Source organism: Maribellus luteus (genome assembly GCF_003576475.1).
Taxonomy (GTDB): domain Bacteria; phylum Bacteroidota; class Bacteroidia; order Bacteroidales; family Prolixibacteraceae; genus Draconibacterium; species Draconibacterium luteum.
This window is the reverse complement of sequence record NZ_QWGR01000005.1, coordinates 232,628-251,145: the sequence shown is the minus strand read 5'-3', so window position 1 is coordinate 251,145 and position 18,518 is coordinate 232,628. Positions and strand designations below refer to the sequence as shown.

The 18,518-nt window shown below is 45.4% G+C and carries 14 protein-coding genes; all 14 read left to right on the top strand.

Annotated elements, in window-relative coordinates; all coding sequences use genetic code 11:
• The first annotated feature begins 11 nt into the window (after positions 1 to 11).
• On the top strand, positions 12 to 2,354 hold the full coding sequence (locus D1614_RS11255; RefSeq protein ID WP_119438030.1) for an NAD(P)H-dependent oxidoreductase subunit E: 2,343 nt from the start codon (positions 12 to 14) through the stop codon (positions 2,352 to 2,354).
• 18 nt (positions 2,355 to 2,372) lie between these two features.
• Entirely contained in the window at positions 2,373 to 3,449 is a 1,077-nt protein-coding gene (locus D1614_RS11250; RefSeq protein ID WP_119438029.1) for an SGNH/GDSL hydrolase family protein, read from the top strand.
• Positions 3,450 to 3,558: 109 nt separating this feature from the next.
• Positions 3,559 to 5,112 (top strand): FAD-dependent oxidoreductase, encoded by a 1,554-nt coding sequence (locus tag D1614_RS11245; RefSeq protein WP_119438028.1) that lies wholly within the window; start codon positions 3,559 to 3,561, stop codon positions 5,110 to 5,112.
• 43 nt (positions 5,113 to 5,155) lie between these two features.
• Positions 5,156 to 6,265 carry an outer membrane protein assembly factor BamB family protein gene (locus D1614_RS11240; protein WP_119438027.1) on the top strand — a complete coding sequence of 370 codons (1,110 nt, stop codon included), beginning with the start codon at positions 5,156 to 5,158 and terminating at the stop codon, positions 6,263 to 6,265.
• A gap of 42 nt (positions 6,266 to 6,307) precedes the next feature.
• Entirely contained in the window at positions 6,308 to 6,685 is a 378-nt protein-coding gene (locus D1614_RS11235) for a GxxExxY protein (protein WP_119438026.1), read from the top strand.
• A 39-nt stretch (positions 6,686 to 6,724) separates the two neighbouring features.
• Positions 6,725 to 8,011 (top strand): glycosyltransferase family 4 protein, encoded by a 1,287-nt coding sequence (locus tag D1614_RS11230; protein WP_119438025.1) that lies wholly within the window; start codon positions 6,725 to 6,727, stop codon positions 8,009 to 8,011.
• An 87-nt stretch (positions 8,012 to 8,098) separates the two neighbouring features.
• A complete protein-coding gene (locus D1614_RS11225; RefSeq protein ID WP_119438024.1) occupies positions 8,099 to 8,776 on the top strand; it encodes an ABC transporter ATP-binding protein in 678 nt (225 codons plus the stop codon).
• Between the two features lie 93 nt (positions 8,777 to 8,869).
• A complete protein-coding gene (locus tag D1614_RS11220; protein WP_119438023.1) occupies positions 8,870 to 12,190 on the top strand; it encodes an FtsX-like permease family protein in 3,321 nt (1,106 codons plus the stop codon).
• 64 nt (positions 12,191 to 12,254) lie between these two features.
• On the top strand, positions 12,255 to 12,656 hold the full coding sequence (locus D1614_RS11215) for a nucleotidyltransferase substrate binding protein (RefSeq protein ID WP_119438022.1): 402 nt from the start codon (positions 12,255 to 12,257) through the stop codon (positions 12,654 to 12,656).
• A 6-nt stretch (positions 12,657 to 12,662) separates the two neighbouring features.
• On the top strand, positions 12,663 to 12,974 hold the full coding sequence (locus D1614_RS11210; protein WP_119438021.1) for a nucleotidyltransferase domain-containing protein: 312 nt from the start codon (positions 12,663 to 12,665) through the stop codon (positions 12,972 to 12,974).
• A gap of 114 nt (positions 12,975 to 13,088) precedes the next feature.
• Positions 13,089 to 14,381 carry an NAD(P)/FAD-dependent oxidoreductase gene (locus tag D1614_RS11205; RefSeq protein WP_119438020.1) on the top strand — a complete coding sequence of 431 codons (1,293 nt, stop codon included), beginning with the start codon at positions 13,089 to 13,091 and terminating at the stop codon, positions 14,379 to 14,381.
• A gap of 84 nt (positions 14,382 to 14,465) precedes the next feature.
• Positions 14,466 to 14,942, top strand: a complete 477-nt coding sequence (locus tag D1614_RS11200) for a nucleoside deaminase (RefSeq protein WP_119438019.1) — start codon at positions 14,466 to 14,468, stop codon at positions 14,940 to 14,942.
• A gap of 166 nt (positions 14,943 to 15,108) precedes the next feature.
• Entirely contained in the window at positions 15,109 to 16,089 is a 981-nt protein-coding gene (locus D1614_RS11195) for a PAS domain S-box protein (protein ID WP_162304472.1), read from the top strand.
• A gap of 317 nt (positions 16,090 to 16,406) precedes the next feature.
• A complete protein-coding gene (locus D1614_RS11190; protein ID WP_119438017.1) occupies positions 16,407 to 18,425 on the top strand; it encodes a DUF4954 family protein in 2,019 nt (672 codons plus the stop codon).
• Positions 18,426 to 18,518: the final 93 nt, after the last annotated feature.

Sequence of the window (18,518 nt, the reverse complement as noted above, 5' to 3'; positions counted from 1 at the left end):
ATTTATACTGAATGACTGATTATCAAAAATATATTGATCACCTAATTACAGAAAAAGGCTCCTCGAAAAAGAGTCTGATTCCGATTTTGCAGGCTATTCAGAAGGAATACAACTATCTGCCGGAAGAGGCATTGCGTTACCTGGCTGAAAAGTCAGAGATCACCGCTGCAGAAATAATCGGGGTGGCAAGTTTTTACTCGCAGTTTCGGCTGCATCCCGTGGGCGAGCACATGATCAAGGTTTGTGTGGGTACCGCCTGCCACGTAAAAGGTGCGGTTCAGGTGTACGATGCGTTTCGGAGGGAATTGAAATTAGCCGATGGAATTAATACTGATTCGGTAGGAAAATATACGATCGAAAAAGTGGCCTGTCTGGGGTGTTGTACGCTGGCTCCGGTTGTTCAGATTGATGGAACGACATACGGTCATGTGGCATCCGATCAGGTGGGGCAGATCATTGAAGATTTTGAAAGTATTAAAGGAAAACGGAACCTGAAAAAAGCGCGAAAAGCTGACGGAACTGAGATTCAGGGTGAAATTCGGATTGGCCTGGGCTCGTGCTGTGTCGCCAGCGGAAGTAAGGAAATTCAGGAGGAAGTAGAGCACGTGGTCAATGAAAGCGGTTTGCGTGTGAATCTGAAACACGTTGGTTGTGTGGGAATGTGTCACCAGGTGCCTTTGGTGGAAGTGGTGCCGAATGAAGGGGAGCCGGTTTTATATGCCAAGGTAAAACCCGAAGATGTAAAAGGCATTGTTGAAAATCACTTTAATGCACCGGGGCTGCTCACCCGTCTAAAAAATAAACTGATTCACACGGTTGAAAACATTCAGACCGACCGGAACTGGGAAGGGGTGCAGCGCTACGAAATCAGCATGCGCGAGAAACCGGTGGCGTCGTTTCTTGGAAATCAGTTGCCCATTGCGACTGAATACCGCGGAATGATCAATCCGCTGGATATAAACGAATACAAAAAGCGGGGTGGTTTTTCAGCCCTGCAAAAAGTTTTCGATACCCTGTCGCCAGATGATGTGGTGGACCAGATTAAGAAAAGTGGCATCCGTGGTCGTGGTGGCGGCGGCTTTCCCAGTGGGATAAAATGGGAGGCCGTGAAAAAGCAGAAAAGTGAGATTAAATACCTGATATGTAATGGTGACGAGGGGGACCCCGGCGCTTTTATGGATCGAATGCTGCTCGAATCCTATCCGTACCGAATCATCGAAGGAATGGTGATTGCGGCATATGCAACGGGTATTCACCATGGCTACTTTTACATTCGGGCTGAATATCCGCTGGCAGTTACCCGTATTCGGGAGGCGCTAAAAATCTGCAAAGAGAACAATCTGCTGGGTGAAAATATACTGGGAACTTCGTTTAGTCTCGATCTTCAGATTTACGAAGGTGCCGGAGCATTTGTGTGTGGCGAAGAAACAGCATTGATTGCTTCGATTGAGGGAAGCCGCGGTTTCCCAAGGATCCGTCCGCCCTTTCCGGCTGAAAGGGGTTTGTTTGGAAAGCCGACGCTTGTAAACAATACCGAAACTTTTGCCCAGATTTCCTATATTTTACGCGAAGGATGGGAGAAGTTTGCTGAAATAGGCACTGCCCGAAGCACCGGTACAAAGGTTTTTGCGCTGGCAGGTAAAGTGGCACGCGGCGGACTGATCGAGGTGCCAATGGGAATAACCATTCGGGAGGTGATTGAAGAGATTGGCGGTGGAATTGCCAACGGTAAAAAGTTCAAGGCCGTTCAAATCGGTGGACCGTCCGGCGGTTGTATTCCGGCTGAATACGCGGATACTCCGATCAATTTTGAGTCGCTGCAGGAAATGGGAGCGATGATGGGATCGGGTGGATTGGTGGTGCTCGACGAAACCGATTGTATGGTGGACATTGCCCGCTATTTCCTGTCGTTTACACAGGAAGAATCGTGCGGAAAATGTACGTTTTGCAGGGTGGGCACACGCCGAATGCTGGATATTCTGGAAAACATCACGAAAGGAAAAGGGAAACAAGGTGATATTGAAGAGTTGGAAAAATTGGCTGAGTGGACTAAAAAAGGTAGTTTGTGCGGTTTGGGACGAACAGCCCCGAATCCGGTGTTGAGTACATTGAAATATTTCCGTGACGAGTACGAAGCTCACATCAGCGGCGTTTGTCCAACCGGAAAATGTGCCGATCTGATCACTTATTCTGTGAACGATGATTGTATCGGATGTACCAAATGTGTGCAGAAGTGCCCGGTTGATGCGATTCCGTTCACCCCGCACGAAAAACACAGCATCAATACCGAACTGTGCATTAAGTGCGATGCCTGCAGGGCTGCCTGTCCGGTTGATGCGATTGATGTGAAATAGAATTTTAAAAAGTATAACATGAGACATTTATTGATATTTCTGATAGTAGTGTTCCCCTTGGCTGCAATGGCCATTACCGCCGACAGCCTGAAATATGTGGATGCTTCCACTTTGCCGGTTATTGGAAAGGGTTTTGAAGATACCCAAAATCGTTATGAACGTTTGCCTGCCACTTTGCAGGATGTAACCCGCCCTCCGGTGTGGAATTTATCGAAAAACTGCAGTGGATTGGCGATTCGTTTCCGGACCAACTCAACGGCAATTGGCGCCAAATGGGAGGTTACCGGCGATGTGGTTATGAACCATTTTACGATGACGGGAATCAAGGGACTTGATTTGTATTGCCTGGAAAATGGCAAGTGGCAATTTGTGAATTCTGCACGTCCTACCGGAAAAACTTCGCAGGTAGTGATCATTCAAAATATGCCGGAAGGCGAAAAAGAGTATATGTTGTATCTCCCTTTGTACGACGGGCTCGCTCAATTGGAGATTGGAGTACTTCCTTCAGCTGAGATCAAGGCGCCGGAAGTAAATTCGCCTCAAACCGGGAAGCCGGTCGTGTTTTACGGAACCAGCATTACGCAGGGAGGATGCGCTTCTCGGGCCGGAATGGCTTATCCGAATATTTTGTCCCGCATGCTGGATCGCGAGATCATCAACCTTGGGTTTAGCGGAAACGGCAAACTCGACTACGAGGTAGCAGAAGCAATGGCAACCATTGATGCATCGTGTTTTGTCATTGATTGTTTGCCCAATGTTACTGCCGATTTAATGAAAGAAAAATACGATCGTTTTCTGGAAATTATCCGTGAGAAAAAGCCGGAAACACCCATAATCATGGTGGAGAATATCTTGTATCCGCACATGTATTTCGATCAAAATGTGCATCAGGCAGTAGTGGACAAGAACATTGCCCTGAAACAGATTTTTGATGCACAGGAAAAGAAAGGTGACCGGAATGTCTATTATGTAAAAGCGGACGATTTGATTGGGCATAGCCAGGAAGCGACAGTTGACGGTGTTCACCTGACCGATTTCGGTTTTGTGCAGATGGCAGACCAGCTTTACCCTGTTTTGAAGAAGCATGTGAAATAGTTTAAAGTTCAGAGAACGTCATCCTGAGTATAATCGAAGGAAGATTGACGTTGAAATACGAAAAAGAGCATAATTAGACTTGGTGGTTTTGCACCTTTGCGAGAAAAAGATGATCAAACTCAAAATAAATAACACGGAAATTCAGATTGAAGAGGGCACTTCGGTAATGAAGGCGGCACAGCAACTGGGCATCGATATTCCCAATTTGTGCTGGCACGATGAGCTGGAGCATTTCACTTCGTGTATGTTGTGCATGGTGAAAGACCGCTCTACCGGAAAATTGCTGCCTTCGTGTTCAGTAAAGGCGCTGGAGGGAATGGACATTGTTACCGATGAGGAAGAGGTGTCTGAATCGCGGAAAATGGCGCTTGAACTTTTGTTAAGCGAACATACCGGTGATTGCGAAGCACCTTGTCAGGTGGCGTGTCCCGCGCACATGAATATTCCGTTGATGAACCGTTTGATCGCCGCAGGAAAGTTTGACGAGTCGCTGGAAATAGTAAAACGCGACATCGCTCTGCCGGCTGTTTTGGGTCGAATTTGCCCGGCGCCGTGTGAAGGAGCCTGTCATCGTAAAACGGTGGATCAACCGATTTCCATTTGTTTGTTGAAACGTTTTGTCGGTGACGAAGGCACTCAGCCTAAAATTGTTCCTGCTGAAAAAACAGGGAAGAAAGTGGCTGTAATCGGCGCTGGCCCTGCTGGTTTGGCTGCAGCCTACTACCTTCAGCTAAAAGGTATTCAGGTTAGTTTGTTTGATAAGAATGAAAAGGCTGGAGGATTGCTCAGAACTGAGATCAACGACGATGTCCTTCCCAAAGAAGTACTGGACAAGGAAATTGAAGCGATTCTGAATACCGGAGTTGAGTTTTTGGGCGGAAAGGAGATCAATGCTGAAATGTTTGAGACACTGAAAGCCGATTTTGATGCAGTTGTTTTGGCAAGCGGCACAATTTCTGAATCCTCTGAAAAATTCGGTTTGAATGCAACTCCAAAAGGAATTATTGCTGACAAAGATTACTATCAGACTTCCGAAGGGAAAGTATTCGCCATTGGAAATGTGCTTCGCTCGTCGCGTTTGGCGGTTCGCTCTGTTGGTCAGGGAAAGGAAGTGGCATTTTCGGTGTTGCAATATTTAAATGGGCAATCCCCCAAAGGAGAGCCGCGTTTGTTTAATTCCCGGGTTGGAAAACTGGTTGCCAGCGAATATGCTGAGTATTTAAAGGAATCGGTGGAAGGGAAAAGAACGTTTCCGGAGAAAGGTGGTTATTCGGGTTTTTCAAAAAAGGAAGCGATAGCAGAGGCAAAGCGTTGCCTGCATTGCGATTGTCGCGCGATTGATGATTGCAAATTGCGGAATTATTCTGACCAGTACAAGGCCGATCAGAAACGGTTTAAAACCAGCGAGCGCCGCAGCATGACAAAACTGATGAATCACGGATCGGTGGTTTACGAGGCACAAAAGTGTATCAAGTGTGGAATTTGTGTTCGCCTGACTGAAAAATATACCGAGAAGTTCGGATTTACATACATCGGCCGAGGTTTTGATGTGGAAATTGGCGTTCCGTTCAACGAAGAACTTGAAAAGGGGCTAACCGAAACCGCCGAAAAAGTAGCTAATGGTTGTCCAACAGGAGCGATCAGTTTGAAAAACTCTCGGTGAAACTCAGTGTCTTCTCTGTGTTTTCAGTGGTAAAAAGAAAAGCATGAAAAAAATACTATTCCTAAATATTATTCTTTTGTTCGTAGTGCGGGCCATCGCCCAACCTTCTGATTCGTGGCCGATTTTTCGCGGCGAACCGCATCTCACAGGTGTTTCAAGGACTTCTGTTCCCGATTCGCCCAAATTATTATGGACGTTCCAAACCGGTGATAACATAAAATCATCTCCTGTAGTTGCTGATGGGAAAGTGGTGATTGGCTCTACCGATGGCTTTGTGTATTGTTTGGATACAAAAGGAAAACTGTTGTGGAAAGTTGAAACCAGCAATTCGATTGAAGCGCCGGCTTTAATTCTTGATAAAACGGTGTACATCGGCAACCTTGACGGAATGTTGCTGGCTCTGAATCTGGATTCCGGCGAAAAACTGTGGGAGTACGAATGCGAGAACCAGATCGTCGGATCGCCCAACTGGTGGAGCGATGGTAAATCAACCTTTGTTTTTGTGGGGAGCTACGATTTCTTTCTGCATTGTGTGGATGGTAAAACCGGTGAGCTGAAGTGGAAATACGAATCTGATAACTACATCAACGGCGCAGCAGCCAGCGCCAACGGGAAAGCCATGTTTGGCGGCTGTGATGGTTTTCTGCACATTGTGGATGTGGCAAGCGGAAAGCTGGATAAAAAGATCGATGTGGCGACATATGTGGCAGGTTCAGTAGCAGTGGAGGACGGGAAAGCTTACATTGGCGATTACGATGGCCGCTTTTTTCAGGTGGACATTAAAACGGATAAAACCACCTGGGTTTGGAAAGATGATAAAACACACCTGCAATTTATTGCTTCACCGTCGTTAATTGGCAACAAAGTGTTAACGGCCAATTACAACAAGTTTTTGTATTGTTTTGATAAAAACTCGGGTGAAAAACTGTGGGAATATAACACCGGACGACAGGTGGATGCTTCTCCTGTGGTTGTAAAAGATAAGGTGATCATCGGAAACATGAGGGGCGACCTCGCGATGGTGAACCTTTCAGACGGCTCATTGGTTTGGAGTTATGAGATTGGCAGCCAGATCGTCAGTAATCCGGCCGTGGCAGCAGGGAAGATTTTTGTGGGGGCATACGACGGAAATGTATATTGTTTTGGCAAGTAAACTCTGTGCTTCTCAGTGCCTCTGTGGTTAAATCAATACAATATGGAAACAAACGAATTAACCGGGAAAATTATTCAATGTGCTATTGAAGTTCATAAAGCACTAGGTCCGGGATTGTTGGAATCTTCTTACAAGGAATGTTTATTCTTCGAGTTACAGGAGGCCGGTTTAAAAGTCGAAAAAGAGAACGCATTACCTCTTGTTTACAAGGATGTTAAACTTGATTGTGGTTATCGAATTGATTTATTGGTAGAAGACCAAATTGTAGTAGAGCTTAAATCAGTTGAGGCATTGAACGATGTCCACATGGCGCAAATTTTAACCTATCTGAAGTTGCAAAAGCTGAGATATGGTTTATTGATAAATTTCAATGTTGCCAGACTGAAAGATGGATTGAAGAGAGTTGTTCAGGGATATTAAAACCACAGAGAAACAGAGACACACAGAGAAAATGAGAATATGAACATCATTCAGATCATACCCGGTTCAGGAGGAAGTTTTTATTGCGGTAACTGTTTACGCGACAGCAAATATTTTAACGCGCTGCGTGCCGAAGGCCACAAAGTGACCAAGATTCCCATGTACCTTCCCTTGTTTGCCGATGAGCATGATATTTCGGAAGTTCCGATTTTTTATGGCGCGATCAGCACTTATCTGAAACAGGTGTATCCCATTTTTCGAAAAGCTCCTGCCTGGTTCGATCGCATGCTGAATTCAAAACCCATGATGAAATTGGCTGCTTCAATGTCTGGTTCAACCAATGCCAAAGGCCTGGAAGACATGACCGTTTCGATGCTTTTGGGCGAAGACGGGGCTCAAAAAGACGAACTTGACCACATGGTGAACTGGATTGCAGAACATTGTCAGCCCGATATTATTCATGTTTCAAACGCCTTACTTTTGGGACTGGCTCGCCGCCTGAAAGAGAAAATCGGAGTTCCTGTGCTTTGCACGCTTCAGGACGAAGATGTGTGGATTGACCCGATGCAACCGAAGTTTCAGAAAAAAATATGGGAATTGATGCACGAGCGGGCAACCGACGTGGATGTGCTGGTTTCGGTAAGTGACTTTTTTGCAGACGTGATGAAAAAGCGGATGAATTTGCCGGATGAAAAAGTAAAAACGATTCATTTGGGGGTGGACGTGGAAGACTACCAATATGTTTCTACGAAAGGCAAAGAAAGAAATGTAGGCTACATTTCACGCATGTGTCACAAAGACGGTTTTGACATTGTGGTGGATGCTTTTATTGAATTGAAGAAGAAACCGGGTTTTGAAGATGTAAAGCTGATTGCAACGGGTGGATCGACGGGCGACGATGCCAAATTCAACAAAGAACAAAGACGAAAGCTGAAGGCACATCATCTCCTCGATTCGCTGGAAGTGCTTCCGGATTTTGAAGGCAAAGAAGTAAATGATTTTTTCAAAAGAGTTTCGCTGATCTCGGTGCCGGTGCGCATCGGTGAAGCTTTCGGAATGTACCTGATTGAGTCGATGGCTTCGGGAGTGCCGGTGGTGCAGCCTGCTCTGGGCGCTTTCCCCGAAATTGTTGAACTCTCGGGCGGCGGGGTGACTTATATGCCCAATACACCGCAAAAGTTAAGTGAAACATGGACCGATCTGTTATCAAACCCTGACAAACTGGAAGAACTAAGCAGGAAAGGCTACGAGGGAACCCTTAATAAGTTTAATATTCATAATCACGCCAAAGAAATGATAACTTTATACGAGAGTCTGAAAAAATAGTCTCTGTGAAACCTCAGTGTACTCTGTGGTTAAAAAAGAAAGTACCACAGAGTACACCGAGAAGACACAGAGGAACACAAAGATAAAATGCTTTTACAATTACAAAAAATAACCAAAGGCTACGGCGAACCGGGCACACACAGTTACCGAGCCGTGCTGAAAGATTTACACTTTACGTTGAATCCGGGAGAAAAAGTGGCCATTGTTGGGCCAAGCGGATCGGGCAAAACAACGCTGCTTAATCTTATCGGGGCGCTTGATCAACCCGAAGCAGGCAAGGTTCTTTTTGAAGGGAAGGACATCACCGGGTATTCAAAAACCGAACTGGCAACTTTTCGGAACAAACACCTGGGATTTGTTTTTCAGATGCATCATTTAATGCCTCAGCTGAGTTTGTGGGAGAATGTACTGCTTCCGCTTTTGCCTCAGGGGAATAAAATCACGAAAGAGCAAAAAGACTGGGCAGAGTACCTGATTAAAAAAGTTGGGATTTGGGAGCAGCGTCATCAAAAACCATCGGAAATGTCGGGTGGAGAATGCCAGCGAACTGCGGTTGTCCGGGCACTGATCAACAAACCCAAACTAATTCTGGCCGACGAACCTACCGGTGCCCTCGACGAAGAAAATGCCGCGGCGTTGACCGATTTACTGAAAAAGTTAAGCGATGATGAGGGTGTTGCTTTGGTAACGGTGACCCACTCGGCTATGTTGGCTGAGCAGATGGATAAGAAGTATGTATTAAAGAATGGGAAATTGAGTTCATAAGATTCCCGCTTTCGCGGGAATGACGAAAAAAGAATTGGAAAAAGAATATTCTCCCCTCTTTGAGGGGAGTGCGGCGAATCCGGAGGGGTGAACATGACACGACTGCAATACATAATCAAGACATTTTTACACTATTTCAAGGCCAACCTGCTGGTGGCGCTGGGAGTAGTGGTGAGCACCATGGTTTTAACCGGCTCGCTGGTGATTGGCGACTCGGTGCGTTACAGTCTGGAGCAGGCCACTTTTTACCGGCTGGGTGAAACCACACACCTGGTTTCGGTGGTAGAACGTTATTTCAGGCAGGAAATGGCTTCAGAATTGGAAGCCGACAACGCTCAGATTCAGGCCGTACCCGTGTTGTTGCTCGAAGGTGTTGCCGTGGCCGATGGCGGTCAACGGCGTGCCAATAAGGTACAGGTGATTGGAGTGAACCAATCTTTCGAGAAGATTTCAAATTCATCTGTCTTTTCAGAATTGCAAAATAATGAGATTGCTATCAGTCAAAATCTGGCGGAACGGCTGGCTGTAAAAGAAGGTGATAATTTGCTGGTGCGCATCAAAAAAGCCAGTCTTATCCCGTTGAATGCACCGTTTATTTCTGCTGAAGAAACCAGCGTTTCGTTGCGTGCGACCATTAAAAATATTGTTCAAAAGGAAGAACTGGGGCGGTTTAGTTTGAAAAACTCACAAACAGCACCGTATAATATTTTTCTTTCCATCGACCGTTTAAATCGCCTGATGGAATTCCAGGGTAAAGCCAACCAGATACTGATAGCTACTGATTTGGGAACAGACGAGGTTTTGGAGTCGGTGAAACATTGTCTGACACCTGCGGATGCTGGTCTTCAGCTAAAAAATATTGAAGCAACCGATGAAGTGGAGGTGTCAACCGAGCGTGTTTTTATGGAAGACAAAGTGGCTGAAACCTTGCAAAAACTTCCGAGCGCACAACCGATGCTGACGTATTTTGTGAATGAAATTTCGGAAGAAGCTACAAGCCATGAGCCGCAAGCCACGAGTTTTGCGGACGATCAATCTCCATCAATCTCAACCAATCTCCGTCAATCACAATCGATTCCATATTCTTTTGTTTCCACTTTAGTTGATGGGCTTGATGAAGATGGCATCATTTTAAATCAATGGGCAGCCGATGATTTGGGAGCCGAAATTGGTGATTCAATTCGCCTGAAATACTGGCAAATTGGCCCTTTACGCAAATTGATTGAAAAAGAATCGGATTTTATTTTGAAAAAAGTTGTTCCGATGGTGCCGGGATGGGCCGATGAAACCCGGATGCCCAACCTGCCCGGTCTTTCCGACGCCGGACATTGCCGGGAATGGGAAGCCGGAGTACCAATAAATCTGGATGCTATTCGCGCTAAAGACGAACTTTACTGGGACGACTACAAAGGGGCTCCGAAAGCTTATGTTTCGTTAAGCAAGGCGCTGGAAATGTGGTCGAACCGTTTTGGAGACTATACGGCAGTGCGCTATTCTGCCAAGGTTTTTGATGAGGCGAAATACAAACAGGTATTTGCCGAGAATATTACTCCTGCCGATTTGGGAATGTCGGTTGAACCCATTCGCGAAAAAGGAGTGAGTGCGGCAAAAAACGGAACCGACTTTAGCGGACTCTTTATTGGCCTGAGCTTTTTCCTGTTGATTGCCGGAATAGTTCTGACTTCGCTGTTGTTTCGCCTGAACCTGGAAAGCCGCTCTACACAAGTTGGGCTGTTGGATGCGTTGGGATTCAAACAAAAACAGGTGCGTGGTTTTTATTTATGGGAAGGTTTTGCTGTTGCTTTGTTGGGCGGAATTCTGGGGACCGTAATCTCTGTTTTCTATACAAAGCTGGTTTTTCGAATCCTCAATACCTTGTGGTACGACATTGTCAGAACCGACGTTTTGCTGATAAAGATTTACCCGGCTACCGTGATTCTGGGGCTTGTAATAAGTTTACTAGTGTCGCTTGCTGCGATTTATATATCGGTTTCCCGTTTTCAGAAACAGAAAACGGCTGAACTTCAGAAACAAACATCAGCTTCCAAAAGTCGGGTAAAAGAACTGGTATGGAATGTTTTGATGATCGTGTCGTTACTTACTTCGGTTGTTCTTTTTGTGTACCAGGTATTTGTATCGCCGCAAATGAATGCTTCGCTGTTTTTTGCTGTCGGAGGATTGCTCTTGATTGGCCTGCTTTTATTATTCCGGCGCTTTGTTATAAGGCTGGAAAACGGTAGAAAGAACGAACTCTGGCTGGGATGGCTAGCGCAGCTTAATCTTTCAAGAAACAAGGCCCGCTCTTTAACCGTTGTGATTTTATTTGCACTTGGAACTTTTATCGTGGTATCAACCGGTTCAAACAAACTCGATCTGTTTGCCAACGCCCAGAATAAATCAAACGGAACAGGCGGATTTCTGTATTTTGCCGAAACAACCATGCCCGTTTTGTTCGATATCAACAATCCGGAGAAAAGGGCAGAAGAAGGCATTTTTGAGGAGTTTAGTGCAGTTCAACTGCGAAAAGTAGAGGGAGACGATGCCAGTTGTCTGAACCTGAACCGTATTTCGCAACCTGCTATTTTGGGTCTTGATGCGGAGGCTCTGCAGGGACGTTTTTCATTTGCTACCAAATTGAAGGAGCTGGGCGAAAAAGATCCGTGGGGGACGCTGAATGAAACTTTTGATGACGGAACCATTCCTGCCATTGCCGACCAAACGGTTATTCAGTGGGGGCTTGGAAAAAAAGTAGGCGATGTTTTACTGTATCAAAATGAATTGGGTGACACACTCAAACTGAAATTGATAGCAGGAACTACTCCTTCCATATTTCAGGGTTATGTGCTGATTTCCAATCCAAACTTTTTGAGAAATTACCCCAGTAACAGCGGCTCGCATATTTTTCTGATTGACGGGAAAACGGAAGATCAGCAAAAAATTAGCAACGAACTGCAGTCTGTTTTTCGCGATTACGGCTGGGAAATGGAATCCACCGCTAAACGCCTGGTGGAGTTTTATTCGGTTACCAATACCTACTTATCGATTTTTCTGGCACTTGGAGCGCTGGGATTGATTCTGGGCACCATCGGGCTGGCTGTGATTTTGGCTCGTACCCTGTTGGAACGTCGTCGCGAAATTTCGGTAATGCAGGCCATTGGTTTCAGCAACCGGCCCATCTTCAGAATGATCACTTCAGAGTATTTGATTTTGTTGTTTACCGGGGTTCTGATTGGTTTTATCACGGCAGTGGTGGCTACACTTCCTTCGTTTTTATCCACGCATTCCGACGCATCGTTTGGTACGGTTGCGTTGGTTACCGGAATGATCTTGTTGAACGGATTCCTTTGGATTTTTGGGCTAAGCTGGTTTTCACTTCAAAAGAAAACGCTGGTGACCGGATTAAGAGTAGAATGAAACGTAGTGAATATGAAATTTAATTAGATATTCTAACTTTACAGTCCACACTTAAACGGGAGAAATGAATCAAGACATCCGCTGGCAGCAACGTTTTGGAAACTTTAAAAAGGCTTTTGCCCAACTCGAACGTTTTATTTCCAAAGAGAATTTAAACGAAATGGAGGAACAAGGTCTGATAAAAGCCTTTGAATATACTTATGAGTTGAGCTGGAAAACTTTGCAGGACTTGATGAAAGACAAAGGATACATAGATATTGTTGGACCGCGGCCCGTAATCGAGCAAAGTTTTCAGGATGGTTACATTGCTGACGGGAAAGGATGGATGCAAATGCACAAAAGCCGAAATCTTACCAGTCATACTTATGATGAAGAAACCGCTGAAGAAATTATAGGAGAAATCAGGGCACTGTATTTTTTTCTTTTAGAGGCGCTGAAGATAAGGCTTGAAAAAGAATCTAACTAGCCGACAATGCAGGAAACAACTAAATATGGTCTCCCTGAAACTGATTTCAAAAAAATCATTGCTATTCTAAAAGCCAAATCCAACGTGAAGCAGGCTGTTTTGTTTGGTTCGCGCGCGAAGGGAACATTTACCAGTGGTTCGGATGTAGATATTGCTTTGCTGGGCGATGAACTGAAGCTGGCGGATATTCTTGAAATATCGGCCGACATTGACCAATTGTTCCTTCCGTGGAAGTTTGATCTTGTCATTTTCTCCAGAATAAAAGAAGAGGCATTGCTTGATCACATTAATCGTGTTGGTATAAAATTATTTTGCTAAAAGCGAAGGAAAGTCTTGATATTGTATGGTTCGTTAATAAATTGTTTTCTTCTTTTCCTGTTTAAAACAATCGCTTTTTAGGGTTGTTGGTAAAGGTGATTAACAATTAAGTGAATGCCAGTAAATATACCAAGAACAGAGCAGCCGAGAGTAGTGATTATAGGGGCAGGATTTGCCGGTTTGCGCCTGGCGCGGAAGCTGTACAAACAGAATTTTCAGGTGGTGTTGTTCGACCGCAATAACTATCACCAGTTTCAACCTTTGTTTTACCAGGTGGCTACTTCCGGTTTGGAGCCCAGTTCCATATCTTTTCCGCTGCGGAAGGTTTTTCAGAATGTAAAAAACGTTTTTATCCGCGTGGCCGAGGTAAATAAAATCCGGGCGGAAGAAAAAATGCTGGAAACCAGCCTGGGAACGGTGATGTACGATTACCTGGTGATTGCCACGGGTGCTACCACGAATTTCTTTGGAATGCAAAGTTTTGCCAAAAACAGCCTTCCCATGAAGTCGGTTTCCGAAGCACTTTTTCTGCGAAATACGATACTCAGCAACTTTGAAAGGGCTGTTACAATAAGTGACGAGGAAGAGCGGAAACGTATGCTGAACGTGGTGGTGGTAGGTGGCGGACCAACGGGTGTTGAGGTATGTGGTGCGCTGGCAGAAATGAAGAACTTTGTGTTGCCCAAAGACTATCCCGAAATGGATTTCAGGCAGATGACGATTACATTGATTGAAGCGAATCATCAGCTTTTGAATGGGATGAGTGCCAAAGCGGGTGAGAAGGCATTCAACTACCTCGCCGAATTGGGCGTTGAAGTAAAGCTGGAACATAGAGTTCTAAACTACGACGGGAAACAGGTTGACCTGGAAGACAAGGAAAGTTTTCAGGCCAATACTTTGATATGGGCAGCCGGTGTGAAAGGGCAAATGCCTGAAGGTATCAACACTGATCTGATTGTTCGGGGAAACCGGATCAGGGTAAACGATTTTAACCAGATAGACGATGCCGACGATATTTTTGCCATTGGAGATATTGCTTATATGGAGACCGAAGCTTATCCAAACGGGCATCCGCAGGTGGCGCAGGTAGCGCTTCAGCAGGCTTCTTTGTTGGCTCAAAACCTCGTGAACATTCATAATAAAAAGGAATTGACCGGATTTCGTTACCACGACAAAGGTTCGATGGCGACCGTTGGTAGAAACCGTGCTGTAGTGGACCTTCCAAAATTGCAGTTTTCGGGTTTTGTGGCCTGGATGGTGTGGATGTTTGTGCACCTGATGTCGATTGTCGGCGTGAAAAACCGGCTGGTGATTTTTATCAACTGGCTCTGGAATTACATGACTTACGATCAGTCGCTGCGTTTGATCATCCGCCAGGTTCCCAGAAGCAGGGATGCGTCAGAGTAAGCTTTCCCGGAGAAATTCGTTGCATTTGTATTTTCATTTCCTGAATGTTACTTTTGAAAGCTTTGCCTGAAAAGAGGAGGAACTATGAGTGAAACAGACAAGAAGTTTATGCGTGCTGCCATTTCGCTGGCCGAAAAAGGGATGAAAACCAATTCGGGCGGCCCTTTTGGCGCTGTTGTGGTAAAAGACGGAGAAATAATAGCGGAAGGTTATAACCGGGTTACTTCGGATAACGACCCGACGGCACACGCTGAAGTGATTGCCATTCGTGAAGCCTGCAAAAAACTGAAATCGTTTCAGCTCGACGATTGTGTGATTTACACTTCGTGCGAGCCTTGCCCCATGTGTTTGGGAGCCATCTACTGGGCGCGGCCAAAGAAGGTTTTTTATGCCTGTAACCGCGAAGATGCAGCCTCCGCCAATTTTGATGACCAGTTTATTTACGATGAGCTGGAACTTAAGATAGAGGACCGCAAAGTGGATTTCGAAAACATTATTCGCGACGAAGGCCTTCATGTGTTTGAGCATTGGAAGGCAAAAAATGATAAGACGGAATATTAGGCTATCCGGTTTTATGCCTCAGTATAACAAAAAACATTTCTGTTTTTTACTATCTGTTTAATTGTCAATATTTATGAGAGGTAAATAAACCTAACATGGATTGTTTGCTTTTCCTGTTTGGGCGTAGTATTTTTAGTCCGGAATTGATTACTAAAATCACATCGCCTTGGATAAAAAGCAGAATACGGCTCGTATTGAAAAACTGGAAAGTGAATTTTCGGATCTGAAGATACAACTGGAAGATGCGCATTTTCAGTTACAGGATGAACGCGAGAAACGCCAGTTTTACCAGCAAATTTCTGATTTTGCCTTTGCCTGGGAGTTGTGGTTTGAGCCCGACGGGACAATCAAATATTCCTCTCCTTCGTGTTACGATCTCACCGGTTTTACTTCCAACGAAATTATCCAGTCGGAGAGAATCAGCACCATGTTGGTTTATGAACCCGATCGTGAAAAGTATCAGCATTTTCTTTCTGGGGCGCTGAATCAGTCGTTGGTGAATCCATCGCTCGAATTCAGGATTTTAACGCGTACCAAGCAGTTGCGTTGGTGTGTGATCAATGTGCGGGGCGTGTACGACAAGCTCGGAAAGTACCTGGGTATTCGTGCGTCGGTGCAGGACATTACGCGTTTGAAACGTGCGATGGGGCATATTTCTGACCTGGAGCGCGGAAAGGAATTTGATCAGCGAAACAAGCAGCGTTTGCAAAGTCAGCTTGATCTGAAAGACCGTGAACTGGTTTCTTTTCTGTTGCAGTTGTCGCAAAAAAATGAGTTGCTGAACAAGGCAAAAAACATTCTTCAGAAAGCGGATAAAAAAGAGGTCGCTAACTTTTCGGAGGTTGTTCAGGAATTGCGCGAAATGCTTGGTGGAAGTGCCAATGAGCAGGTTGACTGGAGTACCATCGAAAACCAGGTGGAAAAAGTCCATCCCGGGTTTATGGAGCGTTTGCAGGCGCGGCATTCGAATATTTCGCTAAAAGACAAACGCCTGTGTTCATATGTCCGGCTGGGGCTTTCAAGCCGTGAAATTGCCGGGCTGCTCAATCTGACTCCCAAAAGTGTGGAAATAGCCCGGGTCCGGCTTCGTAAAAAACTAAAACTGGGTAGCTCTGTTCGTTTGTCAAACTACCTTGTGCAGCTTTGATTTGTTTCTTATCAGCAATATTTGTGTATTTTTTCCAAGACATTTCAGCTGGTTTTAAGTCGAAATGATTGACTAAACCAATCTGCGTCAATCTTTTTTTCAATCTGTCTTCAATCTTTTTTGACTTGTATATATTAGGGTAAGTGTTGTCTTTTGAAATTATTTGTAGGGTTATTTATTTATTTTAAAAAATTGATTTTTTGTTGTTTATGTTTTGTTGAGTTAGGTTATGTTGTTTTGTAGTTGTGCATCTGTTAGGTTTTTAGTGTTGGGCGGAAATCGGAAGCCTTAACTTTGGCCGAATTAAAATCAGATACATGATTCACAGCACAGAACGGAATTTCAGAAACTTACTCGATGAAGAAATAGGGCAGTTGGTACACCAGGGATGTTCTTCCACTGACTGGAGCCTGGTAAAGGTAGGGGAGGATTTCATTCCCGATTGCATTGAAAATACAAAATTTACAGGTCGCATCCGGCTGGCAGGTTTTACGGGCTCGGTTAACCTGATTGGCGGGATCACCTTCAAAACAGGTATTTACAATGCGTGGTTGCATAATTGCGAGGTGGGGAAGAATGCACTTATTCACAATGTTCGAAGTTACATTGCCAATTACCGTATCGGCGAAAACGTTATTATTCACAACATAACCACTTTGGCGGTCGACGGGCGGTCTTCGTTTGGAAACGGGATTGTGGTGGAGACGATCAATGAAGGAGGTGGACGTGAGATTCCGATCTACGATTATTTGTCGGCGCATGTGGCTTATATGATGGCTTTGTACCGGCACCGGCCCGGTTTGGTGAATTCGCTCAAAACAATGGTGGCGGATTATACTGAGTTTGTCAGTGATGAGATGGGAGTGATTGGCGCACATTCAAAACTGCTCAACTGCAATACCATTCTGAATGTAAAAACAGGGCCGGCAGCGGTTATCGACGGTGTAAAGAAGTTGAAAAACGGGAGCATCAACAGTAATTTTGAAGCCCCGGTTGTGATCGGAGAAGGAGTGATCATGGAAGACTTTATCGTCAGTTCGGGTTCGCTGGTGGCTGAAGCAACGCTGGTTTCAAAATGTTTTATCGGGCAGGGCTGTGTGCTGGACAAGCATTACTCTGCCGAGAATTCGTTGTTTTTTGCCAATTGCCAGGGATTTCACGGTGAGGCCTGTTCCATTTTTGCAGGACCTTACACCGTTACGCATCATAAATCGACCTTGCTGATTGCCGGGATGTTCTCGTTTTTGAATGCCGGAAGCGGGTCGAATCAGAGCAATCATATCTACAAGCTGGGCCCCATTCACCAGGGAATTATGGAGCGGGGAGCGAAAACCACCAGCGATTCTTATCTGTTGTGGCCGTCGCACATTGGCGCTTTTTCGTTGGTGATGGGGCGTCATTACAAACATTGCGATACCGCGGAATTTCCTTTTTCGTACCTGATTGAAAGCAAGGACGAAAGCATTCTGGTGCCCGGAATCAACCTGAAAAGCATTGGCACGGTTCGGGACACCCAAAAATGGCCCAAGCGCGACAAACGTACCGATTCAAACCTGCTCGATTTTATCAATTTTAATTTGCTGAGTCCTTACACCGTGCGGAAAATGATGGCGGGGCGGGAAAAGCTGCTGGCTATTCGTGAGTCTTCGGTTGAAGAAGCTTCGTACCGCTATCAGAAAATGAAAATCGAGAAACATGCGCTTGATCGGGGGATTGAGTTGTATGAAATGGCCATCTGGAAGTTTCTGGGGAATTCGCTGATTACCCGCTTGAAGGGAAACAAGCTGGAAAGTGTTTCGGATATGTGGAAAGCGTTGCAGCCCGATACGCGCTTGGGACGCGGGTATTGGGTGGATTTGGCGGGGATGTTGTGTCCCTTTGAAGCGCTCGACCAGTTACTCGCGAATGTGGAGAACGGGGCAATTCAGTCGCTGGAAGAGGTAAATGCAGGGCTGGCAATGCTTCATAAGAATTACTACAATTACGAATGGACATGGGCGGCCGATGCCCTGGAGTCGTTCTGCGGAAAGCCGTTGGATCAGTTTGAAACAGGTGATGTGATAAGCGTGGTGGAGAGATGGAAAAACAGTGTGCTGGGGATTGACAAGTATTTGTATGAAGACGCTCAGAAGGAATTTTCAATGTCTAAAATGACGGGTTTTGGTGTGGATGGGCAAAACGGGGCCCGCGAGCTCGATTTTGCCGAAGTGCGGGGCGAGTTCGAAAGCAACAACACCGTGCAGGCCATCCGCCAGCACATGGACAAAAAGGAAGCACTGGGCAACGAGATCATCGCTTTGATGAACCAACTCGCAGTGACGGTTGAAAGGGACTGAAGCGCCGGATCGCTGAATAAGAAATGCTTAAATGCGAGAATGCATTAATGCTTTAATATCTGATGACTGAGGCTGAAAACTCTGAACACTAAA